The sequence below is a fragment of the Paraburkholderia sp. IMGN_8 genome, from assembly GCF_038050405.1.
Lineage (GTDB): Bacteria > Pseudomonadota > Gammaproteobacteria > Burkholderiales > Burkholderiaceae > Paraburkholderia.
Genome location: NZ_CP150901.1, coordinates 2,640,418 through 2,663,359, shown reverse-complemented (window position 1 = coordinate 2,663,359; position 22,942 = coordinate 2,640,418). Strand labels below are relative to the sequence as shown.

At 62.4% G+C, this 22,942-nt stretch carries 20 protein-coding genes; 11 read left to right on the top strand and 9 right to left on the bottom strand.

All coding sequences use genetic code 11. The features are described 5' to 3' along the window. Positions 1-74: 74 nt before the first annotated feature. Together WN982_RS33100 and WN982_RS33095 are read right to left on the bottom strand one after the other, a co-directional pair. A complete protein-coding gene (locus tag WN982_RS33100) occupies positions 75-470 on the bottom strand; it encodes a DUF934 domain-containing protein (RefSeq protein WP_341316233.1) in 396 nt (131 codons plus the stop codon). Next, a complete protein-coding gene (locus WN982_RS33095; protein WP_341316232.1) occupies positions 467-2,254 on the bottom strand; it encodes a nitrite/sulfite reductase in 1,788 nt (595 codons plus the stop codon). Before WN982_RS33095 ends, WN982_RS33100 begins: the two co-directional genes overlap by 4 nt. 279 nt (positions 2,255-2,533) lie before the next feature. Between WN982_RS33095 and WN982_RS33090 the strand changes: the two genes are divergently transcribed. After that, a complete protein-coding gene (locus WN982_RS33090) occupies positions 2,534-2,722 on the top strand; it encodes a DUF2970 domain-containing protein (RefSeq protein ID WP_341316231.1) in 189 nt (62 codons plus the stop codon). 9 nt (positions 2,723-2,731) lie between these two features. Here WN982_RS33090 and WN982_RS33085 read toward each other — a convergent pair whose 3' ends face one another. Together WN982_RS33085 and gcvA are read right to left on the bottom strand one after the other, a co-directional pair. Continuing rightward, the gene (locus tag WN982_RS33085) at positions 2,732-4,147 is read right to left on the bottom strand and encodes a PLP-dependent aminotransferase family protein (protein WP_341316230.1); all 1,416 of its coding nucleotides are present in this window, start codon (positions 4,145-4,147) and stop codon (positions 2,732-2,734) included. Positions 4,148-4,151: 4 nt separating this feature from the next. After that, entirely contained in the window at positions 4,152-5,069 is a 918-nt protein-coding gene (gene gcvA / locus WN982_RS33080) for a transcriptional regulator GcvA (RefSeq protein WP_341316229.1), read from the bottom strand. 169 nt (positions 5,070-5,238) lie between these two features. On the opposite strand from gcvA, the gene WN982_RS33075 reads away from it, so the two are divergent. The 7 genes from WN982_RS33075 (at position 5,239) to WN982_RS33045 (ending at position 13,683) form a co-directional block, all read left to right on the top strand. After that, complete coding sequence (locus WN982_RS33075) at positions 5,239-6,084, top strand: transketolase (RefSeq protein WP_341316228.1); 846 nt, start codon at positions 5,239-5,241, stop codon at positions 6,082-6,084. Then, positions 6,081-7,079, top strand: a complete 999-nt coding sequence (locus WN982_RS33070) for a transketolase family protein (protein ID WP_341316227.1) — start codon at positions 6,081-6,083, stop codon at positions 7,077-7,079. Before WN982_RS33075 ends, WN982_RS33070 begins: the two co-directional genes overlap by 4 nt. 81 nt (positions 7,080-7,160) lie before the next feature. Then, positions 7,161-7,925: an SDR family NAD(P)-dependent oxidoreductase gene (locus tag WN982_RS33065; RefSeq protein WP_341316226.1), complete on the top strand. Its 765-nt coding sequence runs from the start codon at positions 7,161-7,163 to the stop codon at positions 7,923-7,925. A gap of 158 nt (positions 7,926-8,083) precedes the next feature. Then, complete coding sequence (locus tag WN982_RS33060; protein WP_341316225.1) at positions 8,084-9,127, top strand: TRAP transporter substrate-binding protein; 1,044 nt, start codon at positions 8,084-8,086, stop codon at positions 9,125-9,127. 4 nt (positions 9,128-9,131) lie between these two features. After that, complete coding sequence (locus tag WN982_RS33055; protein WP_341316224.1) at positions 9,132-10,991, top strand: TRAP transporter large permease subunit; 1,860 nt, start codon at positions 9,132-9,134, stop codon at positions 10,989-10,991. Between the two features lie 118 nt (positions 10,992-11,109). Continuing rightward, positions 11,110-13,182, top strand: coding sequence for a transketolase (gene tkt / locus WN982_RS33050; protein ID WP_341316223.1), 2,073 nt, complete (start codon positions 11,110-11,112; stop codon positions 13,180-13,182). Between the two features lie 108 nt (positions 13,183-13,290). Then, complete coding sequence (locus WN982_RS33045) at positions 13,291-13,683, top strand: SgcJ/EcaC family oxidoreductase (RefSeq protein WP_341316222.1); 393 nt, start codon at positions 13,291-13,293, stop codon at positions 13,681-13,683. 58 nt (positions 13,684-13,741) lie between these two features. Here WN982_RS33045 and WN982_RS33040 read toward each other — a convergent pair whose 3' ends face one another. Both WN982_RS33040 and WN982_RS33035 read right to left on the bottom strand, forming a co-directional pair. Then, positions 13,742-14,227 carry a hypothetical protein gene (locus WN982_RS33040; protein WP_341316221.1) on the bottom strand — a complete coding sequence of 162 codons (486 nt, stop codon included), beginning with the start codon at positions 14,225-14,227 and terminating at the stop codon, positions 13,742-13,744. A 262-nt stretch (positions 14,228-14,489) separates the two neighbouring features. After that, positions 14,490-14,717 (bottom strand): hypothetical protein, encoded by a 228-nt coding sequence (locus tag WN982_RS33035; protein WP_341316220.1) that lies wholly within the window; start codon positions 14,715-14,717, stop codon positions 14,490-14,492. Positions 14,718-14,877: 160 nt separating this feature from the next. Here WN982_RS33035 and WN982_RS33030 point away from each other — a divergent pair, with 160 nt between their 5' ends. Next, positions 14,878-16,188: an MFS transporter gene (locus WN982_RS33030; protein WP_341316219.1), complete on the top strand. Its 1,311-nt coding sequence runs from the start codon at positions 14,878-14,880 to the stop codon at positions 16,186-16,188. Between the two features lie 48 nt (positions 16,189-16,236). Here the strand turns inward: WN982_RS33030 and WN982_RS33025 are convergent, their stop codons facing one another. Beyond that, positions 16,237-17,283, bottom strand: a complete 1,047-nt coding sequence (locus WN982_RS33025) for an AraC family transcriptional regulator (protein ID WP_341316218.1) — start codon at positions 17,281-17,283, stop codon at positions 16,237-16,239. Between the two features lie 229 nt (positions 17,284-17,512). Between WN982_RS33025 and WN982_RS33020 the strand changes: the two genes are divergently transcribed. Continuing rightward, complete coding sequence (locus WN982_RS33020) at positions 17,513-17,866, top strand: hypothetical protein (RefSeq protein WP_341316217.1); 354 nt, start codon at positions 17,513-17,515, stop codon at positions 17,864-17,866. A gap of 814 nt (positions 17,867-18,680) precedes the next feature. Here WN982_RS33020 and WN982_RS33015 read toward each other — a convergent pair. Both WN982_RS33015 and WN982_RS33010 read right to left on the bottom strand, forming a co-directional pair. Beyond that, complete coding sequence (locus WN982_RS33015; protein ID WP_341315730.1) at positions 18,681-19,847, bottom strand: IS30 family transposase; 1,167 nt, start codon at positions 19,845-19,847, stop codon at positions 18,681-18,683. A 268-nt stretch (positions 19,848-20,115) separates the two neighbouring features. Next, positions 20,116-21,258 (bottom strand): acyltransferase, encoded by a 1,143-nt coding sequence (locus WN982_RS33010; RefSeq protein WP_341316216.1) that lies wholly within the window; start codon positions 21,256-21,258, stop codon positions 20,116-20,118. 571 nt (positions 21,259-21,829) lie between these two features. On the opposite strand from WN982_RS33010, the gene WN982_RS33005 reads away from it, so the two are divergent. Continuing rightward, positions 21,830-22,936 (top strand): OpgC domain-containing protein, encoded by a 1,107-nt coding sequence (locus WN982_RS33005; RefSeq protein ID WP_341316215.1) that lies wholly within the window; start codon positions 21,830-21,832, stop codon positions 22,934-22,936. Positions 22,937-22,942 lie beyond the last annotated feature (6 nt).

Sequence of the window (22,942 nt, the reverse complement as noted above, 5' to 3'; positions counted from 1 at the left end):
ACGGCTGAGGGGGCAGACGTGAAAACGACAGTCTGCTTCCCGGCAACCGCTCGGGACCGGCCGGGTTCAGCGATTCAGGTTTTAAATACCGTTGGCGTCTGCGCAGCGTCGGCCTGGTAGAACCCGGGGAAACGTTCGAACTGCCGTTTCGCGTCGGCCGGGTCGACACCCTCTTTCAGCACCGCGCTCGAAAATCCAGTTCTTTCCATCTGTACGAGCTGGTCTATCAAAACGTCGCCAGTCGCGCGTAAATCGCCCTTGAATCCGAGCCTGCGGCGCAGGAGATAGGCCTGGCTGTACGCGCGTCCGTCGGTGAAGTGGGGGAAGTGCAGGTCGATGCGGCCATTCTGTTCAATCTGGTCGGCAAGCGTCATCGGGTCAGCGTCGTTGCCGAGCTGAAGCGCGGGCGTGACGCCGTCGGCGAGATGTTCTGCCGCCGTCAAGATTCGCAGGCGAGTACCGTTTGTCACAGGGAAACCTCCGCCTTCCGGCGAGCGTCGTTGGCTGCTGCTTTGAACGGTTCCAGTCCGACGCGCTTCAAAGTTTGAATAAACGTCTCCCGTGTTCCGGCTGTGTTCCGGATATCGCGGTAGGTTGAGAGAATCGCCTCGATAACGTCAGGCACCTCAGACGCGGAGAATGACGGGCCGATGACCTTTCCGGGTTGCGCCGCGCCGCTCGAGCTTTTGCCGTCCGAACCGCCGAGCGTCACCTGGTACCATTCCTGTCCGTCCTTGTCGACGCCGAGAATGCCGATGTGACCGCTGTGATGATGGCCGCATGAGTTGATGCAGCCGCTGATGTGCAGGTCGACCTCGCCAATGTCGTCGAGTTCATCCAGGTCCTGGTATCGTTCGGTAATCGCCTCTGCAATGGGAATCGAACGTGCGTTGGCGAGCGCGCAAAAATCGCCGCCGGGACACGCAATCATATCGGTGAGCAGATGGACGTTCGCGCTGGCGAGGTCTGCGTCGCAAGCCGCTTTCCAGAGCAGGAACAGATCGTCGACATGCACCCAGGGCAGCACGATGTTTTGCGTGTGCGTCACGCGCGCTTCTCCTGCGGAAAATCGCTCGGCCAGGTCGGCGACAACATCGAGCTGAGCGGCGGACGCGTCGCCAGGTGCCTGAAGCAGGCGTTTGAACGACAGCGTGACAACGCGCATCGCCGGATGCTTGTGGTGCGCCACGTTGCGTTGCAGCCAACGGCCGAAACGCGGATGGGCCTCCGCTTGCGCCCGCAGATCTGAACTGACACGCTCGTCGCTCTGGCGTATCCGGCTGTTCAGACCGGGTGGCACGAACGACGCGCTGACGCGGTCCAATTCGGCTTGAGGGAGGGTGTGCGGACCACCGTCGCGTTCGACGATCTGGCGGAACTCCTCCTCTACCTCGTCGATATATCCTTGACCCTCGGCCTTGACCAGAATCTTGATGCGCGCCTTGTATTTGTTGTCGCGCCGGCCGTAGCGGTTATATACCCGCACCACCGCCTCGATGTAGTTCATGATTTGATGCCACGGCAAAAAGTCGCGCAGCACCACGCCGATCATTGGCGTGCGGCCCATCCCTCCACCGACTGTCACCCGAAAGCCCAGTTCGCCTGCGTCATTTTTCAGGAGCCGCAAACCGACATCGTGCCAATCCGTCGCGGCCCGGTCTTCGGCCGCGCCAGTGATGGCAATCTTGAACTTGCGCGGAAGAAACGCGAACTCGGGATGCAGCGTCGTCCATTGACGCATGATTTCAGCAAAGGGCCGCGGGTCGGCGATTTCGTCCGGGGCGACGCCGGCGCGCTCGTCGCAGGAAATGTTGCGGATGCAATTGCCGCTGGTCTGAATGCCATGCATGTCGACGCTTGCGAGCAGGTCCATCACGTCCGCTGCTTTTGACAGGGGAATCCAGTTGAACTGGACGTTGGTGCGAGTGGTGAAATGCGCGTAGTGCGTAGGCAAGTGGGTGGTCCCGAGCTTTCTTTGTGCCTCGCAGGCAAGCCGGTATATGTCGGCCTCGGGCTCGTCGTATTCCCGCGCAATCCGCGCGAGCATGCGCAATTGCGCGCTCGACAGCTCGCCGTATGGGACAGCCACGCGCAGCATCGGCGCGTGCCGTTGCACATACCATCCGTTTTGAAGACGGAGTGGGCGAAAGTCGTCTTCGCTGAGCTTTCCGGACTGCCAACGCTCGAGCTGGTCGCGAAACTGCGCAGCGCGGCTGCGCACGAATGATTTGTCAAACTCGGTGTACTGGTACATGGTCCGGTGCGTCTGCGGCCACACTTTCGATGAAACTCAACGTCGTGAAGCCAAGCCTGGTCAGGGGGCAAAGATAGACGCAGGGGCGGTCGCCGAAAAGTAGCAGATGCCGACTAAAACGCGCTAGCAGATGGCGAGCGAGGTCGCGGCTGTTGCCGGCGGTAGCAGGAGGGGAGACTGCTGCGTCAGAATTGTTCGCAACTGCTACTGTTTTGCGCGGCCTGCCCGGCTCAAACTATGGCTTGAGATGAAGCAATCCAGCCTTGAGGGGGTGATGCCATGAACCTGTTGAAAATGACGCGAATCGTGCTGTGGAGTTTCTTTGGCGTTCGCCGGGGCGCTTCGCATCAATCCGACATCGCGGCCGTCAAGCTGCCCTTGTTGCCGCTAGTCGCAGTCGTGCTCGCCGGCGGGTTCGGCGCGACGCTGTTTGCCCTCGCGAAGCTTGCGGTCAACGTGGCGCATTGATGGGGTTGTTCATTCGCCGGCACGTTCAAGCAGCGAGCACAGCGTTTTGACAGCGTTCTCCATTCTGTCGCTCCACGGATGGCCGAAATTCAAACGGACGTGGTCGCGGAACGCGTGCCTCGCGGAGAAAACCGGCCCCGGTGCGATGCTGATACCGTTCTCTATCGCGAGGCGGTGTAATTTCATCGCGTCGACACGCGATGGAAGTCGAACCCACAGAAAATAGCCTCCGGACGGTCGCGTCCAATGCGCATCGTCTGGCATCCAGCGGCGTAGCGCGGTATCCATCGCGGCGAGCTGGCTGCGAAACGCGCCGCGCAGTTTCCGTAGATGCTTGTCGTACCCGCCGTGCTGAAGATAGTCCGCTATCCCCGCCTGGGCCGGAATGCTGGCCGATAAAGTGGTCATCAACTTCAGGCGCTGCACCTTGTCGGCGAAACGGCCTGCCGCCACCCACCCGATGCGGTATCCGGGTGCGAGCGTCTTTGAAAACGAACTGCAGTGCATCACGAGCCCTTTTTTGTCAAAGGCCATGGCAGGCAGAGGGTACGTCGGTGCATGGTGCAGTTCGCCGTACACATCGTCCTCGATGAGCGGCACATCATGCTGTGCAAGCAGTTCGACCAGCGCTTTCTTCTTTTCCTGCGACATCGCCGCGCCGGTCGGATTCTGAAAGTTGGTCATGAACCAGCACGCCCGAATGGGGTGCTTGTCGAAGGCATCCGCCAGCGCTTGCAAATCGACGCCTGAAACAGGGTCGACCGGAATCTCCACCGCCCGGAGATCGAGGCGCTCAATGGCTTGCAGCGCCGCGTAAAACCCTGGTGACTCGACTGCCACGACGTCTCCCGGACGCGTCACCGCCATCAAACACAGGTTGAGTGCTTCCGGCGCGCCATTGGTGACGACAATCTCCTCCATCGGCTGGGCAATGCCCATCCCCATGTACCGCAGCGAAATCTGGCGGCGCAGTGGCTCGTTTCCCGGGGGAAGGTCGACCACCGTACTCCACGGACTGATCAAACGGCTTGCATGCCCGAGCGATTTGGCGAGGCGCTGAAGTGGAAAAAGCTGTGGTGAGGGAAACGCCGAGCCCAAGGGAACGATGTCCGGGTGCTTCGCCGCCTCGAGCACCGAAAAGACCAGGTCGCTGATTTCGACCTTGGCCGACTCCAGAACTGGAGGCGGACGTGGCGTCTGCCGCTGTTCAAGCGCTGCGCCCGGCGCCACGTAGTAGCCGGAGCGCTCGCGTGCCCGGATCAAGCCCCACTCTTCAAGAAGATAGTAGGCGCGAAACACGGTCGACTGGCTGACGCCGTGCTGCGTCGTGAGTTGTCTCAGCGAGGGCATGCGAGAGCCGACGGGACGGCTACCCGAGCGGATTTCGTCGGCCATGGTGGTGGCCAGCAATTCGAAGCGTTTCATTTTGTCATTTCTGCAGTTCGGCAAACAGCCAATCCTGGAAGCTATGCAGCTTCGGCAATTCCGCCCGCGATTTCAACAGGTTCAGCGTGTATCCATGCACGTTTAATCCTTCAAAGCCGAATGGCGCGACCAGCCGGCCAGTTTCCAGTTCGCGTTGCGCAAGAAGCAGGCTCTCGAGGCAAACCCCGAGGCCGTCGACCGCCGCGCTGATCGCCATGAACGAGCGATCGAAGCGCGGCCCGCGGCTGATGTCGAGCCGCGTCTTGCGATGCTGACGCATCCAGTCACGCCAGCCGACCAGACAACCTTCGCTGTGAATCAACGGATGGTGCTGCAAGTCGGCCACGCTGCGCAGCGGGTGCTCGCTCGCCATCAGCGCCGGCGCGCACAGCGGCACGATCGTCTCGGGCGGCAATTCGAGCACCATCGTGCCGGCCGGCTGCAATTTGCGCAGCCCATAGCGGATGTCGATATCGACCGCCTCCGAGATCAGGTTCACCGCCTCTGTCGACGCGTTCAAACGTACATCGATATCCGGATGCGCCGCGCTGAACCGTGCAATGCGCGGCATCAGCCATTGGGTCGCAAAGCTCGGCGTGGAATGGATCGTGAGGATGTCGCTCTTCGCGACCCGGCCGATCTCGCGGGTCGCCGCGTCGATTCGCGCGAACGCCGACGTGATTTCCTCAGCGTATTGCCGCCCGGAGTCCGTCAGGATCACCGTGCGATGCAGCCGATGAAACAGGCGGATGGCCAATTGCTCTTCGAGCAGCTTGATTTGATGGCTGATGGCGGAGGGTGTCACGAACAGTTCCTCTGCTGCGAGCGCGAACGACGAGAGCCGCGCGGCGGCTTCGAATGCCTGTATCGACTTGAGAGTGACGCGATTGTGCATGGCAGCATCAAGGTGAATTGAATTCATCCATTGACCATCTTAATTCGTTTGAGCACTTGCGGGCGGGAGATTACGCTTGAATCACTGGCAGCGGCATCGACGCGGCCCATGCCACAAAGCGACCCATGCGCAACTATGTTGCATGGGACCGGAGTAACGCGCTAAAGCGCGAACTCCGATCGACAGGAGACAAAAAGTGAACACCAGCGAAACCGCGCCGTACACGAAGCTCGCGGAGCATGCCTACCAGATCCGCCGTAACGCGCTGCGCATGGGCGAAGTGCAAGGGCAGGGCTATATCGGCCAGGCGCTCGATATCGCCGACGTGCTGGCCGTCGCTTACTTCCGTGCCATGCGCTATCGCGCCGACGACCCCGAGTGGGAAGGTCGCGACCGCTTCCTGTTATCCAACGGCCATTACGCGATCGCGCTGTACGCCGCGCTGATCGAGGCCGGCATCATCGCCGACGAAGAACTGGAGACCTATGGCAGCGACGACAGCCGCCTGCCGATGTCGGGCATGGCGAGCTACACGCCCGGCATGGAGATGTCCGGCGGCTCGCTCGGGCAAGGACTGACGATTGCGGTCGGCCGTTGTCTTGGCCTGAAACGCACGGGTTCGGACGCGTTTGTCTACACGCTGTTCTCCGATGGCGAACTCGACGAAGGTGCCGTATGGGAAGGGCTCATGTCTGCCGCCCATTGGCAGTTGGACAACCTGATCGCGATGGTCGACGTCAACAACCAGCAGGCCGACGGGCCGTCGTCGAAGATCATGGCGTTCGAACCGCTCGTCGAGAAGCTCGAAGCGTTCGGCTGGTTCGTGCAGCGCATTGATGGCAACGATCTCGCGGCGGTAGTCGCCGCGTTCGATGCAGCACGCGCGCATCCTGAAGCGCAACCCCGGATGATCGTCTGCGATACGCGGATGGGCTGTGGCGTGCCGTTTCTCGAAGCACGTGAGAAGAACCACTTTATTCGCGTCGATGCGCACGAGTGGCAACTCGCGTTGCAGGCGCTGGAAGCCGGGAGAAACGTATGAGCGCCGCCGCACCGAAACCGCGCCTGAAGACTTCGGCGATGATCGCGTCGATCGCGGGCGAAGGGCAGATCACCCGCTCGGCCCCATTCGGTCACGCGCTGGTCGAACTGGCGCGCAACCGGCCCGAAGTGGTCGGCATGACCGCCGATCTCGGCAAGTACACCGACCTGCATCTGTTCGCGAAGGAATATCCCGAGCGCTATTACCAGATGGGCATGGCCGAGCAACTGCTGATGGGCGCCGCCGCCGGCATGGCGCATGAAGGCGCGCAGCCGTTCGTGACGACGTATGCAGTGTTTGCGGCGCGCCGTGCCTATGACTTCATCCATCAGGCGATTGCCGAGGACGACCTAGACGTCAAGATCGTCTGTGCATTGCCCGGGCTCACGACTGGCTACGGTCCGAGCCACCAGGCGGCCGAGGATCTCGCGCTGTTCCGCGCGATGCCGAACCTGACGGTGATCGACCCGTGCGACGCGCTCGAAATCGAGCAGATGGTGCCGGCGATCGCGGATCATCGCGGGCCGGTCTACGCGCGGTTGTTGCGCGGCAACGTGCCGGTCGTGCTCGACGAATACGACTATCAGTTCGAACTCGGCAAGGCCAAACTGCTGCGCGACGGCGCTGAGGTGCTGATCGTCTCGTCGGGGATCATGACGATGCGCGCGCTGGAAACGGCCAGGGCGCTGGCCGCCGATCGCGTCGACGTGGGCGTGCTGCATGTGCCGACTATCAAACCGCTCGACACCGTTACGCTGCTGCGCGAAGCGCGCCGTCCGGGGCGCCTCGTCGTGGTGGCGGAGAACCATACGGTGATCGGCGGGCTGGGCGAGGCGGTCGCCACGGTGCTGCTGACCAACGGCGTCACGCCGCCGTTCCGTCAGATCGGCCTGCCCGACGCGTTTCTCGATGCAGGTGCGCTGCCGACCTTGCACGACCGTTACGGCATTTCCACCCAGGCCATGTGCGACACGATCAAAGGCTGGCTGCGATAGCGGCCGCTGACACATAGTCACCGATAGCCAACACCGGACAACGTAGCAAACCATAAGCACCCTATTCAGGAGATCCGCATCATGTCAGCATCACGTCTTCTCGACGGCAAGGTCGCCGTCATTTCCGGCGGCGCGTCGCCGCGCGGTATCGGTATGGCGACCGCCCGCAAGTTCGCCGCACATGGCGCGCGCGTCGCCATCTTCGATCTCGACGAAACCGCGGCAGTAGAAGCCGCTGCGTCGATCGGGCCCGAGCATCGCGGCTACGCATGCAACGTCACGGATCGTGGCGCATGTCAGGCCGCCGTCGAACGCACCGTCGCCGATTTCGGTTCGATCGACGTGCTGATCAACAATGCCGGCATCACCCAGGCCGCCAAACTGCTCGATATCGACCCGCAGAGCTGGGACCGTATCCTCGACGTCAACCTGCGCGGCGTGCTGTACCTGTCGCAAGCGATCGTCCCGCAGATGAAAAAGCAGAAGAGCGGCTCGATCGGCTGCATGTCGTCGGTGTCGGCGCAGCGCGGCGGCGGCATTCTCGGCGGCCCGCATTACTCGGCGGCGAAGGCCGGCGTGCTGGGTCTGGCGAAAGCGATGGCGCGCGAACTCGGCAACGACGGCATTCGCGTGAACTGCGTGACGCCCGGCCTGATCCAGACCGACATCAACGCCGGCAAGATCAGCGACGACAAGCGCGGCGAAATCCTCGCCGGCATTCCGCTCAATCGCCTGGGGGTGCCCGACGATGTGGCCGGCGCATTCCTGTTCCTCGCGTCGGACCTGTCGTCGTATATCACCGGCGCGGTGATCGACGTGAACGGCGGCATGCTGATTCACGGCTGACGCCCTACGGCAGGACGGGCCGTCTGGCGGGAGGCCGACGGCGGCGATGGAGACCCAGTAGTAGAGAACAGGACGCCATGGCGCGCGACACGTGCAGCCGCCATGGTTCAGATTCGAAAACCATAACGACGCGCGATCCAGGATTGGAGGAAGACACCATGACTACCCGTTCGAACGCCCCGAAGGGCATCAGCCGCCGCACCTTTCTGAAGGCCGGCGCGACCTTGTCCGCCGCCGCGCCGTTGTGGAGCGTCTCGCGGCGCGCCGTGGCGGCCCCCGAGTTCTCGTACAAGCTTGCTACTGGCCAGGACCCGACCCATCCGGTCAACATCCGCGCCCAGGAGGCGATCAATCAGATCCGCGAAGCGACCAACGGCCGCCTCGACATCAAGCTGTTTCCGCAGAACCAGCTCGGCTCCGATACCGATCTGCTGTCGCAGGTACGCAATGGCGGCGTCGAGTTCTTCAACCAGGCGTCGTCGATTCTGGCGACGCTGACGCCCGCCGCCGGCATCGTCAACACCGGCTTCGCGTTCAAGGACTACGACGCGGTGTGGAAGGCAATGGATGGCGATCTGGGCAACTACATCCGCGCGCAGATCGGCAAGTCGGGCATCGTTTCGGTGAGCCGCGTTTGGGACAACGGCTTCCGGCAGATCAGTTCATCGACGCGTGCGCTGCGCACGCCGGCCGATCTGAAGGGGTTCAAGATTCGCGTCCCGCAAGCGCCGATGCTGACGTCGCTGTTCAAGGCGCTCGAAGCGGGACCGGCGCCGATCAATTTCAACGAACTGTATTCGGCGCTGCAAACCGGCGTGGTCGAAGGCCAGGAGAATCCGCTGCCGATCATCGCCACCGCCAAGCTCTACGAGGTGCAGAAGTACATCAGCCTCACATCGCACGTGTGGGACGGCTACTGGATTCTCGGCAACCGCGCAGCGTGGGAGCGCTTGCCGGCCGACATCCGCACGATCGTCACGCGCGAATTCGAAAAGGCCGCGTTACTGCAACGCGCCGACATCGCGAAGTTGAGCAACTCGTTGCGCGACGATCTGAAAACGAAGGGCATTACCTTCATCGACGTCGACCGGGAGGCGTTCCGCGCCGCACTTGCCAGGACGAGCTTCTACCACGACTGGAAGGCGAAGTACGGCGACGAGGCTTGGGGTCTGCTGGAGAAGTCCGTCGGGAAACTGGGGTAAGGCGATGATCACGATCTCCTATTCGCACGAGGCGCAGCATCGGTTCGCCTGCGCGCTCGATTCGGCGCTCGGCCATCTGGTGGAGATTCCCGCGGCCTTGCTGGTGCTCGCGGAAATCGTCGTGCTGCTGGCCGGCGTGACGAGCCGTTACCTGCTGCACGCGCCGCTCGTCTGGTCCGATGAACTCGCGTCGATGCTGTTCCTGTGGCTCGCGATGCTCGGCGCGGTAATCGCGTTGCGGCGCGGCGAGCATATGCGGATGACGGCGCTGGTCGGCATGGCGCCGCCGGGCGTCCGTGCCTTTCTCGATGTGGTCGCGATCGCCGCGCCGATCGCGTTCCTCGCGATGGTGATCGGTCCGGCGATCAGCTTCGCGCAGGACGAGTCGTTCATCACCACGCCGGCGCTCGAACTGTCGAATTCGTGGCGCGCCGCCGCGTTGCCGGTCGGTTCGGCGCTGATGTTGCTGGTCGCCGTGGTGCGGCTTGCTCTCATGGGCAACTGGCGTCTGACGCTGGCTGCGCTCGCGACGGTCGGCGCGCTGGTTGGCGGCTTCATCGCGCTCGGCCCGCTGTTGCGCGATCTCGGCAATATCAACCTGCTGATCTTTTTTGTCGGACTGGTGGCGCTCGGTGTGCTGAGCGGCGTGCCGATCGCCTTCTCGTTCGGGCTCGCCACCTTCGGCTACCTCGCGCTGACGACCAACACGCCGATGCCGGTGGTGGTCGGACGGATGGACGAGGGCATGTCGCATCTGATCCTGTTGTCGGTACCGCTCTTCGTGTTTCTCGGCCAGTTGATCGAGATGACCGGCATGGCCGCGGCGATGATCGCATTCCTCGCGAGTCTGCTGGGCCACGTGCGCGGCGGGCTGTCGTATGTGTTGGTCGGAGCGATGTATCTGGTGTCCGGCATCTCGGGCTCGAAAGCGGCGGACATGGCGGCGGTCGCGCCGGTGCTGTTTCCGGAGATGAAGGCGCGCGGCGCGAAACCTGGCGATCTGGTCGCGCTACTGGCCGCAACCGGCGCGCAGACCGAAACGATTCCGCCGAGCCTCGTGCTGATTACGCTCGGCTCGGTGACGGGCGTGTCGATCTCCGCGCTCTTCACCGGCGGCATGCTGCCGGGCATCGTGCTGGCGATCACGCTGTGCGCGGTGGTGCAGTGGCGTTACCGGCGTGAGGACCTGTCGGGGGTGAAACGCGCGAGTCGTGGCGAGATTCTTCGCAAGCTGGTGATCGCGTTTCCCGCACTCGCGCTGCCGTTCGTGATCCGTGCGGCGGTGGTCGAAGGCATCGCGACGGCGACGGAAGTCTCCACGATCGGCATCGCGTATGCGGTGCTGGCGGGGCTCCTGATCTATCGCCGTTTCGAATGGGCGCGCGTGAAGCCGATGTTGATCGATACCGCGACCCTGTCCGGCGCGATCCTGCTGATCATTGGCGCGGCGACCGGTATGGCGTGGGCACTGACGCAATCGGGCTTCTCCGGCCAACTCGCGCAAACTTTGGGCGGGTTGCCTGGCGGCGCGGCGATGTTCATGGCGGCGTCGATCTGCGTGTTCGTGATCCTCGGCAGCGTGCTCGAGGGCATCCCGGCGATCGTGCTGTTCGGCCCACTGATGTTTCCGATCGCGCGGCAGATGGGTATTCACGATGTGCATTACGCGATGGTCGTGATCCTGTCGATGGGCGTGGGCCTGTTCGCGCCGCCGTTCGGTGTCGGCTACTACTCGGCGTGCGCGGTCAGCCGCATTCATCCGGACGAAGGCATGAAGCCGATTCTCGGCTACATCGCTGCGCTGATGGTCGGGTTGATCGTGGTCGCCGCGGTGCCGTGGATTTCGACCGGCTTCCTGCATTGAGCTTTTGACGCGCTTGGCCGTTGCGGCATGGGCGCGGATTTCTTCCGCCTGATTCCTTCTGGTTCGTTTTGATTGCAGCCGCCTCGCATCGCGGGACGGCGTTGAGGAGCCTTTTGTCATGTCCACTACCGAAGCTCAGCCTGCTGCACCGATTGCTTCGCTTGCTTCGATTCCGCCATCGCCGCAAGCCGCGGCAGCACAGACGCAATATCGACAGCAAGCGCCCCAGTTGCCGCTAGCCGACGCGATCCGCTTTCTTTCCATCGATGCGATTCTGCGCGCCGGCGAAGGTCATCAGGGCGTGCCGCTCGGCATGGCCGAAATCGCGACCGCGCTGTTCACCCGGCATCTGAAATTCAACCCTTCCGATCCAACCTGGCCCGACCGCGACCGCTTCGTGCTGTCCAATGGTCACGGGTCGCTGCTACTGTATTCGCTGCTGTATCTGACCGGGTATGCGGCCATCGGGTTGGATCAGCTCAAGACCTTCCGCGAACTCGGCTCGCACTGCGCGGGGCATCCCGAATACGAACCGGCGCACGGTATCGAAGTCACCACCGGTCCGCTTGGGCAGGGTATCGCGAACGCGTTCGGGATGGCGATCGCCGAAGCCTACCTCGCGGCAAAATTCGGCAGCGAACTCGTCGATCACTACACGTACGCGTTCGTCGGCGACGGCTGTCTTCAGGAGGGTATCGGTCAGGAGATGATTTCGCTGGCCGGGCATCTGCGCCTGGGCAAGCTGATCCTATGCTGGGACGATAACCAGATTACCGACGACGGCAGCACCTCGCTATCGATCAGCGAGGACGTCTGCGCACGGTTCCGCGTGGGCGGCTGGCATGTTGTCGAAGTCGATGGTCACGATCTCGAAGCGGTCTCGGCGGCGCTGACGATCGCGCGCACGGACCCGCGGCCGTCGATGATCGCGTGCCGGACCATCATCGGCCGCGGCATTGCGCGCCTGGCAGGGCAGCGGGGCGGCCATAGCGGCAAGCTGTTCCAGGCGGATGCCGACGCGGCACGCGAACAGCTCGGCTGGCCCCATGCGCCATTTGAGGTGCCCGAAGAGATATTGAGTGCGTGGCGCGCGGCCGGACGGCGCAACGATCAGGAACATAGCGCATGGAAAGCGCGCGTAGCCGCGTTGCCGGACGCGCAGCGCGCCGAGTTCGAGCGTGTTCAATCCGGCCAGTTGCCGGATGGCTGGCGAGATGTGCTTGACGCCTACCGCCAACGCGTTGCGGAGCGCGACGAGCCGCAGCCCGGCATCACGGTGTCGGGCGAGATCAGCGATCTGCTCGTGCCGATGCTGCCGGAGCGCATGGTCGGTTGCGCCGATCTCGAAGCGCCCACCGGACACAAGCGCCAATTGCACGCCTTCACCGCCGAGGAGCGCAGCGGCGCCTATGTTCATTGCGGCGTGCGCGAACATCTGATGGGTGCAATGGCCAACGGCATGGCCGCGCACGGCGGCGTCATCGCGACCAGCGTCACCTATCTGGCGTTCTCCGACTACCAGCGGCCCGCGATGCGGATGGCTGCGCTGATGGGCCTGCCGGTGCACTTCGTGTTCAGCCACGACTCGATCGGCGTCGGCAAGAACGGCCCGACGCATCAACCCGTCGAGATACTCGCTTCGTTGCGCGCGATGCCGAACATGCGCGTGCTGCGTCCCGCCGATGCGGTGGAGGCGGCCGAGTGCTGGGCACTCGCGCTCGAACATCGGCGTGGCCCGAGCACGCTGGTGTTCGCGCGCCAGGCGCTGCCGCTGGTGCGCCGCACGCGGAGTGCCGAGCTGCTGTCGCGACGCGGCGCCTACGTGCTCGCCGAGGCGCACGGCGGGCCGCGCCTGGTGACCTTGCTCGCGACCGGCTCGGAAGTGGCGCTGGCCTTGCAGGCGCGTAGCCAATTGCAGGACGACGGCATAGCAACCGCTGTGGTGTCGATGCCGTGCTGGGAAATCTTCGATGAACAGGACGACGCCTATCGCGCGGCGGTCTTGGGTTCAGGCACCGTGCGCGTCGGTATCGAGGCTGCGCTGCGTTTCGGCTGGGACCGCTATCTGGGCGAACGGGGCGGCTTTGTAGGGATGACCGGCTTCGGTGCTTCTGCGTCTGCCGAGGCGCTGTACGAACACTTCGGCATGACGGCGAAGCATGTTGTCGCCGAAGCGAAGCGGCATCTGTAAATCATCTGCGCATTGACACGGTTTCCGCTAGCGTTGCAATTGGCTATCCAACCACGTTGGTGCAATATTCAGCGTGTCTTTTGAACGTTTGATGAAAGGGTGGATGACATGACAGACGACGAACGCGCGATTCGCAACCTCGTAGACACCTGGCTTGGCGCGAGCCAAAACGGCGATTACGCCACCGTGCTGAGCCTGATGTCCGACGACGTAGTGTTCATGGTTCCAGGGCAGGAGCCGTTTGGCAAAGCAGCGTTTGCCGCCGCCATCAATTCGCAGCCGCAAGTCGAGATTGACGCGCATAGCGAGATTCAGGAGCTCAACGTACTCGGCGACTGGGCATTCCTGCGTAACCGCCTCGACATCACAATCAAGCCGTCGGGCGCCGACGCTGGAGCGGCGGTGCGCCGCGCGGGGTATACGCTGACGATTCTGCGCAAGGAAGCCGACGGACGCTGGCTGCTGGTGCGCGACGCCAACCTGATGATGGCGCAGACCTGAAGCGCGCATGCGTAGCAGTTGCCGTGCCTGCGGCATGCCCGTAGGACGCCTATTGCGACTATCGCGTCTCACGCGTCTCATGTGTCCATTGCCCGACCTGATGCTCATCGCAGACGATTGCCGTGAGTAACATGGGAATCACCTGATGCACAATGGCGTCGCTGCCGGCCTGGCGCACGCGTGTTTCCACTGTCTCGACCGGCCCCGACACCACGGCACCATAAAGGGGCACTGCAATCGTATCGCCGCTTCCTTTCTTGAAGATGGTGTCGTCCCGCTCGTAACCGAGGACGGCATAGACGTGAAAGCCGTACACCGTCAGGTCGCTGCCGCGGGTCGGCCGAAACGCGTTGACCGAATTCTGCTCGACCCGCATCGGCTTCGAATCGATATATTGCCTATCCTCCAGCGACGTAATGAATGTGTGGGGATTCGATTTGCAGTCGAACTCGCTGTCAAGCGCATGGCCGTGCGCGACCGTCGACCAGAGAGTCGCGCGCAGCGCGGTGAGCGTGACTAGAGCGATGCAAAGGTGCGTTTTCATACAGGATGGGTGAGGACCGGGTCCGGTCGCTCGCCGTTTCATGTCGTAAGTCACAATCTCTCATATTCACCGGATTCGTGCTTTCGCGAAGTGTGCGGTGGGCCTCGTTGCTGCCTATGTTGAGGAGGCGGGAAGCAATATGGATGGGGTATGAGCGGGTGTCGCCGGAACCGTCGACTCACCGCCCCGCCGACGATCCTCGCCGCGTCGAAATACTCGGCAGGCAGACCGTCGGGATTGCGAGTTGTCGGTCGATTTTTCGCTAAGACAGCGACGCCAGCATGATCGACATTCTTCGGATATGGGCCTTGAACGCGTCGCTCGTTTCGCGATCGCTTGTCGGGCTCAGCTGCGACGTCTCGGAGAGCTCAACCTGCTCCTGGAAATCGTTGGCGACCTTGCGCCTGATGTCCGGTGGCAACGACCGTAGGATAGAGACCAGTAAAGCCTCTTCGGCGTGAATCATGCCCAGAATTGAACGGGTATCCATGCAAGAAACTCCGTTGAAGGCGTGGTGAGTGCAATCTAGCACGATCCGCTTTTGTTGGCGCGCGGGGTAAAGTCGTCCACTTCCCGGCCGTTAAAACAGAAAGATCATCTTTCTTGCGTCAATCTTCCTGAACACTCCAACGAACCCGTCAACCGCGCCCATGCACAACAATGCCACCGGCAAGCTGACCAACCTGTCCGGCGCCGAACTCAGGCGCATTGTCGTGGCGATCGTGATCGGCAACGGCTTCGTTGCGTACGATTTCACGGTTTACAGCTTTTCGGCCGTGCTGATCGGCAATCTTTTCTTTCCGTCCGGCAACCCGGCGTCATCGCTGCTGCTCTCGCTTGCCACCTTCGGCGCCGGCTTTGTGATGCGCCCGCTCGGCGCGATCGTGATCGGCCACATCGCCGACAGCCACGGCCGCAAGGCCGGCATGGCCGTGTCGCTCACGCTCATGACGCTCGGCACGTGGCTGATCGCGTGCCTGCCCACCTATGCGTCGATCGGTCCCGCGGCGGCGGTGCTGATGGTGCTCGCGCGGCTGATGCAGGGGCTCGCGACAGGCGGGGAGATCGGGCCGGCGGCGGCTTCGCTGATGGAATCGGTCGCGTACCGGCACCGCTGTTTCATGGTGAGCTGGCGTGGCGCGAGCCAGGGTGCGGCCGCTTTCGCCGCCGCGCTGGTCACGGCGAGCACCACCGCGCTGTTGTCGCCCGCCGCCTTGCAGAGCTGGGGATGGCGCATTCCTTTCGTATTGGGCGGCCTGATCGGCCCGGTTGGCTGGTATCTGCGCCGCCGTATGCCCGCGGTCCCGAGGCAGCCGGGTGGACGGCTGAATCCCGGCCGCCTGTTCGTCGAGCACACGCGCCCGCTCGTCTGCGGCATTCTGATGACAGCGGCGACTTCGGTGGGCATCTATGTCACCGTGTTCTACATGCCGTCCTATCTGGTTCGAACGCTGCACCGGCCGCCGGCGATCAGCCTGTTGACCGCCTGTCTCTCGGGGCTCGTGATCTTCGTCGTGACCCCGTTGATGGGGCGCGCCGCCGACCGGTTCGCGAGCCGCAAGACGCTCCAGTCCCTGTTTTTCGTGGCATCGATGGCGGCGGCATGGCCCGTTTTCTGGATGCTGACCCATGGCGTGGGCGACCTCGCCGCGCTCGTCATCATCACGGCGTACGTCGCGCTGGCGGTGAACAACGACGGTGCGAACTCGGTGCTGATGATGGAGGCCTTTCCCCCGCATCGGCGCGCGGCAGGCCTTTCTGTGATCTACGGTATTGGTGTCGTTGTGTTCGGCGGGTTTTCGCCGTTCTTCGTCACATGGCTCATCAACGTGACGGGCAATCCAATGATCCCGGCGTGGTATCTGATGGCGGCGACCGGGCTCACGCTTGTCGCGCTGAACCGGTTTCCCGAGCAGGCGCCGGCTGAGGGTGCCGCATACGCTTCGCAGCCGCCGGCGTAATCGAGGGTCTTCGAGGGTCTAATAGGCCGGTTTAGCCGGCGGTTTTCATCACGGCGCCGCACGGCTATGTTGCAGGTCCAGCGCGCGCAGTCGCATGTCGTGCGGGCTCATGTCGAAGGCGCGGCGAAATGCGCGCGTGAAATCCGATGCGCTTTGGAAACCGAGTCCGTAAGCAACTTCCATGACCTGTAGATGCGGGAAACGGACCAGTTCGTCTGCCGCTTCCCGCAACCTGCGATTGCGAATGTACGCGCCAAGGCCGCCTTCGTGCTCGAACCAGCGGTAGACCGTGGCGCGCTTCAGTTGCAGCGCCTGAACGATGCTGGTCGGCGTGAGGTCGCCCTGGTGCAGGTTCGCTTCGACGTAACGCCGGACCTGTCCCATTACCGCGGCTTGGAGCGCGGCGCGGCCTCCGCCCGTCAGGCGCGACTCCTTGCGAAACGCCGCGATCAGAAGCTGGGCGCCGGCATTTAACGCGTTGGCCGCGCTGTCCGGGTCGAGCGTCGGTATTTCCCGGGCGATGGCCGCCATCTGATCCATCACGAGGCTGGTCAGCGGCGAGCCCTGCTGGAGGATGCGGCCATGAATCGACGCGCCGTCGCGAAGTTCCTGCTCCACGATCGACGCCGGCAAGAACAGACTCAGCAGACGGCAGGCGGGCCGCTCGACCCGAAACGGCTGGTTCAGATCGAACGCGACGATGCCTTGCACCGAGCCGGGCGCGCTGCGCTTCTTGTGCATGCCCGTCACGTTGCCGATCTCGCCCTCCACGAACAGTTGGAAGACGTAGTCCCGGCGATGGTCGGTGGACACGCGCGCCACCGAACGTTCCAGCACGATCTCGTCGGTGCGGCAGTCAGTAAACATCATTCCATCGAGCGAATACCTATCGATTTCTCCGCGGAACCGCTCGGCGATCTGTTGTTTTGACGGCAGGACGTCGACCACATGGCCCACGCGTTCGCGCCAGGCGAGCATTTGCGCGTTGCCCGCCAGCGCGTGCGTGCTGAAACGGCTCGTCGCGATGGCGGCACGCGGTTCGGTTGCAGCAGCGGTAGCGTCGGCCGGGTGATAGGGCTGTGAGCACTGGTTCATGGGTCCGTTGCGACGAGCGTGGCATGCGGTTCGGGCAAGGAGGCCGCGGTGAGCGCAATTTTAACGCTTCGCCGCCGGGAACTGAGACGTATGGTAAAGCCTGACAAAAAAGCCGCGCTATCGTCCAACGACTAGATGCAGATCGTTTTCGCTAGTGGCGCGGCAATCCAGTGTATTCGCGCCCCGTTTTGAAAGCGCAACTGCGCGTTGGAAAGAGCGCCGCCTTGCTATGCGCGGCGCCATCGAGGCGAATGCCACAGGCATCGTCCATCTGGCCAATCAACGGGGTACGAAAAAAATGAACGGCACTAACGATCAACCGACCGCGGGGTGCGGCGGGAGGCGTCCGGCCAGCATGGTGGACAGCCAGTTGGAGCACCTTGAGAGCATGATCCAGTATCTGACGCGTGCGGACGCGGATAGCGCTGTACCGCGGCTAGACCATGAGTATTGGGAAAAGCGCATTCGCGCGCTGGAAGAAACGCACGACCTGGTTGCCAGCCAGCGGCGCCGCGTCATCATGCTTCTCGAGCGGCTCCAGCGGGAAGCGCGTGTCGCGGTGCGGCGCTGCACGGCGGCCTGAACCGGGTGACAGAGCAAGTGACGGGAGGTTGTGTGCCTGCGGCGGTGGCCTTTCCTTGATTTCTTAGTGGTTTATTAGCGTCGCCCCTGTGCTGGTTGCCTTGCGCGGCGCTTTTTGGCTGTGTGCCTACGGCGTTGGCCTTTCCTTGATTTGTTAGTGGTCTATTAGCGTCGCCCCTGTGCGGGGCAGGCACTTACTTTCTTTGCCGCCGCAAAGAAAGTAAGCAAAGAAAGCGGCTTCACACCGCTAACCCTTAAGCGGGTCCCCTGGCTTGGAGGAGGTAGTGGAGCATCTGGAATCGGTGTTCTCGCACACTCCGCGCCGGTGACAAGGCAGTCATTCTTCCGGCGGCGCTGCGCGCGCCGACGCGGTACTTCATAAAACCGTCGGGCGCTTCCGGTGCCTGCGGTTGTTCAAGCGTCATGGCTCGCGTTTGCTGCGCTAGCGTTACTCGCGGCTGCGTTTGGCTCGGCGCAGTGACCCGCAATTCCACCACTGCGTTTCGTTTAGCGAAGTGGCTCGCACTTCCACAGTTCGCCGCCTCGCCGATGGCGCCCACCAAACCAAAGCGAAGCCGCTGGTTTTCATGGCGGACCGTTCCAGCGAACACGCAGTGCGAGGCGGGAAGGATGATGCCGGAAGCGCGTGCGCCCCATCGGGGTTGGGAAGTACCGCTACGGCGCGCGCAGCGCCGCCGGAAGTATGACTGCCTTGTCACCAGCGCTGAATGTGCGAGAACACCGATTCCAGATGCTCCACTATCCCCTCCAAGCCAGGGGACCCGCTTAAGAATTAGCGGTGTGAAGCGGCGGATTCAACCGGTCAATGCAACACCCAACGTTTCTGCCAGTTTTTCAGCAGGGTTCATAAATTGCAAGGTCTGACGGGGTCGACCGTTCAGGCGCGCGGCGACCTTGTTCAATTCCGCCTGCGAATAGCCGTCCACCGGCTTGCCTTTGGGGAAGTACTGACGCAGCAGGCCATTCGTGTTCTCGTTGCTGCCCCGTTGCCATGGGCTTCGCGGATCGCAGAAATACACCTGCACGTCCGTGGCAATCGTGAAGTTCCGGTGGCTCGCCATCTCCGTGCCGCGGTCCCATGTCAGTGATCCACGCAGTTGTTTGGGCAGTTTGTTCACCTGCCTGATCAGCGCGGACACCACGCTTGCCGTGTCCTTGCCTGCCACCTTGACCAGCATCACATAACGCGAGTGCCGCTCCACCAGTGTGGCAATGTAGGTGTTGTTCGAGCCCGCCAGCAGATCGCCTTCCCAATGGCCCGGTACCGCACGGTCCTCCACCTCGGCTGGCCTTTCGCTGATCGACACTGCCCCGGCTATCCTGCCCCTGTTCTGGCCGCTTGCCGAGGCGCTCTTTGCCTGGCGCATCGTGCGGTTCGTACGAAGATGCTCAACGAGTTCCTTTTTAAGGACCCCGCGCGCCTGGATGAACAGGCTCCGGTAGATCGTCTCGTGAGATATCTGCATGTCCTTGTTGACCCGGAACTCGCGCCTGAGCCACCCCGCTATCTGTACAGGGGCCCATTGTAATTTGAGCCTGGCTGCCACCAGCCGGCGCAGGCGCCCATTGCCCGACAGCGCACACACCTTCGGCCGCCGTGCACGCTCCCAGGCGTTCGCATCGGCCTCGTGCGCCCGATACCTGTGGCTGCCGCCGTTACGCGCGATTTCCCGGCTGATGGTCGATTTCGAGCGCCCCAGTTGCAGTGCAATCTGGCCCATCGTTCTGTCTGCGACCAGGGCTCGCGATATCTCCTCGCGCTCGGCCAGCGTCAGCGCGCGCGCAGATCGTGTGCGGGCGGCCGGGGCAATCCCGCCGTTCCTGTTCACCACACGATAAACCGCACTCGGCTGGCGCTCGAGCATCCGCGCGATTGCGCTCAGCGACTCGCCCTCACGCCACAGCTTCCAGATTTCGGCCTTCTGCACCGTGTTTAACCACGGTCTTCTTTGTCGTTCCATCGTGCTCCACTCTCCATTTCCGTATTGGAACAGAGGTGTTGCAACGACCGGTTGAATCCGCCGCCGCTTTCTTTGCTTACTTTCTTTGCGGCGGCAAAGAAAGTAAGTGCCTGCCCCGCACAGGGGCGACGCTAATAAACCACTAAGAAATCAAGGAAAGGCCAACACCGTAAGCGAACAACCAAAGCGCCGCGTAGACAAAAACGAAAGCAAAGCCCAACGCCGTAGGCACCCAGAAGAATGCCGCCGCCAAAAACAAAAACAAACATCAAGGAGCATCACTTCGAGCCACAAACCCACGCCGAGCCCCCTGCGCAGCAGCACCACCCGCCCCCTTGGGGCCCTTAAACCTCAGGAGAGGTTCCTCAATCCACCGCCAGGACAAACCGGCAATCGCCAACGAAATAAAAAACGAAGCACCAATCCCGACAGCGTGCGCCCACCCCGGCACGGCACCGCCGAACAACACCACGGCACGATGATTCCGCGTCAAATCCGGAATGAGATTGTGATAAAGATAAAACCCATAACTGATACGCCCAAAACTCACGAGCCAGCTGGTCTCCAGCAACCCGATCACCGCAGCACTCCGGCAACAAGCAATCGAACACACCAACGCCGCGATGCAAACCCCATACAAAGCACTAACAACAGTAAACTCAGCAGGACTGCTGAACCGACTCCACACCGGCTCCGCCGCACAAAACCCCACGAGACAAACACTCAAAATAAACAGCGTCACACCATATCCCAGCACAGCCCGCAAGCGGCTCTCTTTGCCTGCAATCAGCAGGCCTCCAATCCCACCTAATGCCAGCAGCCAAAAGTTAGTCAGCGGATGCGTATAGATCGTGATCTCCTGCCAGTGCGCCGCGCGCATCCCCAGCAATGAAGCAAGCCCAACCGCGACAATCGCAAGGCACACCGCACGATGCCAGCGCGCAGCGATCAACAACAACAACGGTGCAAACACCAGATAAAACTGCTCCTCGATCGCCAGGCTCCATAGATGCGAGTAACGCCCCGGCCAGTAATGCAGCACCGAGCCGATCCAGAGGTTCGACAGATAAGCGAAATGAAACGGCATGCCGCCAGCCAGTTCGGGACTCGCCATGCCGAACGCCATCAGCACGCACATCACCACCAGCATCAGGTAATAAATCGGGAATATGCGCAACGTGCGGCGAAACAGGAAACGCTTCAGCTCGGCAGCAAAGCGGCTGGCACCGCGTTCGATGCGCGTACGCTGCGCAGACAGAATGCCGATAATCAGAAAGCCGCTCAGCGCGAAAAAAATCCATACGCCGAGATGGCCGACCTCGCCAATGTCGCCAAACAGGCGGTGCTGAAAAAACACCATCAGGACTGCAATCGCGCGCAATCCGTCGAAGCCGGCAATCCTGTTGTTCATGTGGTCGTCTTCCAGAGCAACAGCAGCGCGCGAGGCGTCGCCGTTCAGGGCGGTAGTGGAAGGACCGGCGCGCATTGTGACGGCAAAGTCAGCAACGGCAAATAGAGGACGCCGCGAGGACGCTCAGCGATCCAGCCGATCGAAGATCGGGTCGGCGGCGTGTCCGGTCCACATGAATGGCCGCCGTCGAGAGGGGACATCGCTCGAACGTGCGATGTCCCACAGGCGTCCATGAACCCATCCTACGATGAAAAAATGCGAAAAAAATCGCGCATCGCATTCAGCGATTTTTTTCGGCGGTTATTACCTGCATGTCTCGCGCATTGCCCATTGAAAGCCGCAAAACTTTCCGCGCGATCGAATGCCGAATAATTCAGCATTACCACACGCCGACAGCTAAATTTCAGATCGCTGCCAATGCACGCGCACTTAAAGGGCGGTTGTCAGCGCATGTCGATGCAGTGCACGGCATCGGCGGGAACGTTCTATTGTCTTGGTGTTCCTATGAAGAATTGCGGTGCAAGACCGCTTCTCCCGGCGCATCGGACGTGCGCCATCTGCGAGAACCCGAATGGAATCACGCCGTGGACGCTCGATCGAAGTGGATTTCTTCCGCGGTATCGTGCTGATCGTCATCGTGCTGGACCACATTCCCGGCAGCGCGCTGTCTCACCTGATGCTGCACGCCTATGCGTTGTGCGATTCAGCCGAAGTGTTCGTGTTTCTCGGCGGCTATGCGTCAGCGGCCGCCTATACGGCAGTGCTCGCGGGCCGCGGCGAGAACGCGGCGCAGATGCGTTTCGTCAAGCGCTGCTGGCAGATCTATCGCCCCTACTTGCTGACCGCCGTATTGACGTTATTATCCGGCGCTATTCTCGCGACGCTGCATCTGAACCCGCCAATGGTCGATCTGTCCGGCTGGACGACGTTCGCCATGCAGCCGCTGCGCGAAACGCTCGATATCGCCGTGCTGCGGCGTCAGCCGTATCTGTCGAGCGTGCTGCCCATGTACCTGATCTTCGCGCTGGGCGTGCCGTTCGCTGTGCCGCTGGCGCGCCGTTCACCGCTGATGGCACTGGGGCTGAGTGTGGCGATCTGGGCGCTTGCCCGGCCGCTGGCCGCGCTATTCAGCATTGACGACGTGGCCGACTGGGCTTTTAATCCGTTTGCGTGGCAACTGATGTTCGTGCTTGGGATTCTGTGCCGGGTGCAGCCCGTTAGCGAACGCTTTCACGCGACCCGCACCGCACGCTGGCTCACGTGGGTTGCGGCGATCGCGGTGCTGGCGTTCGCCATTGTTAAACTCTTCGTGCTGACGCAACCGCTGCCCGGCACGCTTAAACAAAACCTTTCCGTGGATCGAGTGATTAACTTCGTCGTCATTGCCTGGCTCGCTGCGCAATTCGTGCGCGCGGGCAGCATCGCGTGGCTCGCGCAACGGCTGCCCGCGGTCGTGACGGTCGGCCGTACCGGGCTCGTGTGTTTCGTCACCGGCACGCTGGTGTCGTTGATCGTCGATACGGCGACGCCGCATACGTTTCACGGCTTCCGCGGTACGCTGGTCGGACTCGGTGGTGATCTGGTCGCAATCGGCGCCGTGCTGATGATCGCGCGCGGCTGGAACGGCTGGAGAGGGCCGCAGTCGCGCACGGCGGCCAATGGCGCAGGTTACGGATGAGGGCGC

Excerpts from the sequence above, each read along its gene's own strand:
- WN982_RS33095 (WP_341316232.1), bottom strand. The coding sequence starts at position 2,254 with ATGTACCAGTACACCGAGTTTGACAAATCATTCGTGCGCAGCCGCGCT.
- WN982_RS33090 (WP_341316231.1), top strand. The coding sequence starts at position 2,534 with ATGAACCTGTTGAAAATGACGCGAATCGTGCTGTGGAGTTTCTTTGGC.
- WN982_RS33085 (WP_341316230.1), bottom strand. The coding sequence starts at position 4,147 with ATGAAACGCTTCGAATTGCTGGCCACCACCATGGCCGACGAAATCCGC.
- gcvA (WP_341316229.1), bottom strand. The coding sequence starts at position 5,069 with ATGAATTCAATTCACCTTGATGCTGCCATGCACAATCGCGTCACTCTC.
- WN982_RS33070 (WP_341316227.1), top strand. The coding sequence starts at position 6,081 with ATGAGCGCCGCCGCACCGAAACCGCGCCTGAAGACTTCGGCGATGATC.
- WN982_RS33065 (WP_341316226.1), top strand. The coding sequence starts at position 7,161 with ATGTCAGCATCACGTCTTCTCGACGGCAAGGTCGCCGTCATTTCCGGC.
- WN982_RS33060 (WP_341316225.1), top strand. The coding sequence starts at position 8,084 with ATGACTACCCGTTCGAACGCCCCGAAGGGCATCAGCCGCCGCACCTTT.
- WN982_RS33055 (WP_341316224.1), top strand. The coding sequence starts at position 9,132 with ATGATCACGATCTCCTATTCGCACGAGGCGCAGCATCGGTTCGCCTGC.
- tkt (WP_341316223.1), top strand. The coding sequence starts at position 11,110 with ATGTCCACTACCGAAGCTCAGCCTGCTGCACCGATTGCTTCGCTTGCT.
- WN982_RS33045 (WP_341316222.1), top strand. The coding sequence starts at position 13,291 with ATGACAGACGACGAACGCGCGATTCGCAACCTCGTAGACACCTGGCTT.
- WN982_RS33040 (WP_341316221.1), bottom strand. The coding sequence starts at position 14,227 with ATGAAAACGCACCTTTGCATCGCTCTAGTCACGCTCACCGCGCTGCGC.
- WN982_RS33035 (WP_341316220.1), bottom strand. The coding sequence starts at position 14,717 with ATGGATACCCGTTCAATTCTGGGCATGATTCACGCCGAAGAGGCTTTA.
- WN982_RS33030 (WP_341316219.1), top strand. The coding sequence starts at position 14,878 with ATGCACAACAATGCCACCGGCAAGCTGACCAACCTGTCCGGCGCCGAA.
- WN982_RS33025 (WP_341316218.1), bottom strand. The coding sequence starts at position 17,283 with ATGAACCAGTGCTCACAGCCCTATCACCCGGCCGACGCTACCGCTGCT.
- WN982_RS33020 (WP_341316217.1), top strand. The coding sequence starts at position 17,513 with ATGCGCGGCGCCATCGAGGCGAATGCCACAGGCATCGTCCATCTGGCC.
- WN982_RS33015 (WP_341315730.1), bottom strand. The coding sequence starts at position 19,847 with ATGGAACGACAAAGAAGACCGTGGTTAAACACGGTGCAGAAGGCCGAA.
- WN982_RS33010 (WP_341316216.1), bottom strand. The coding sequence starts at position 21,258 with ATGAACAACAGGATTGCCGGCTTCGACGGATTGCGCGCGATTGCAGTC.
- WN982_RS33005 (WP_341316215.1), top strand. The coding sequence starts at position 21,830 with ATGGAATCACGCCGTGGACGCTCGATCGAAGTGGATTTCTTCCGCGGT.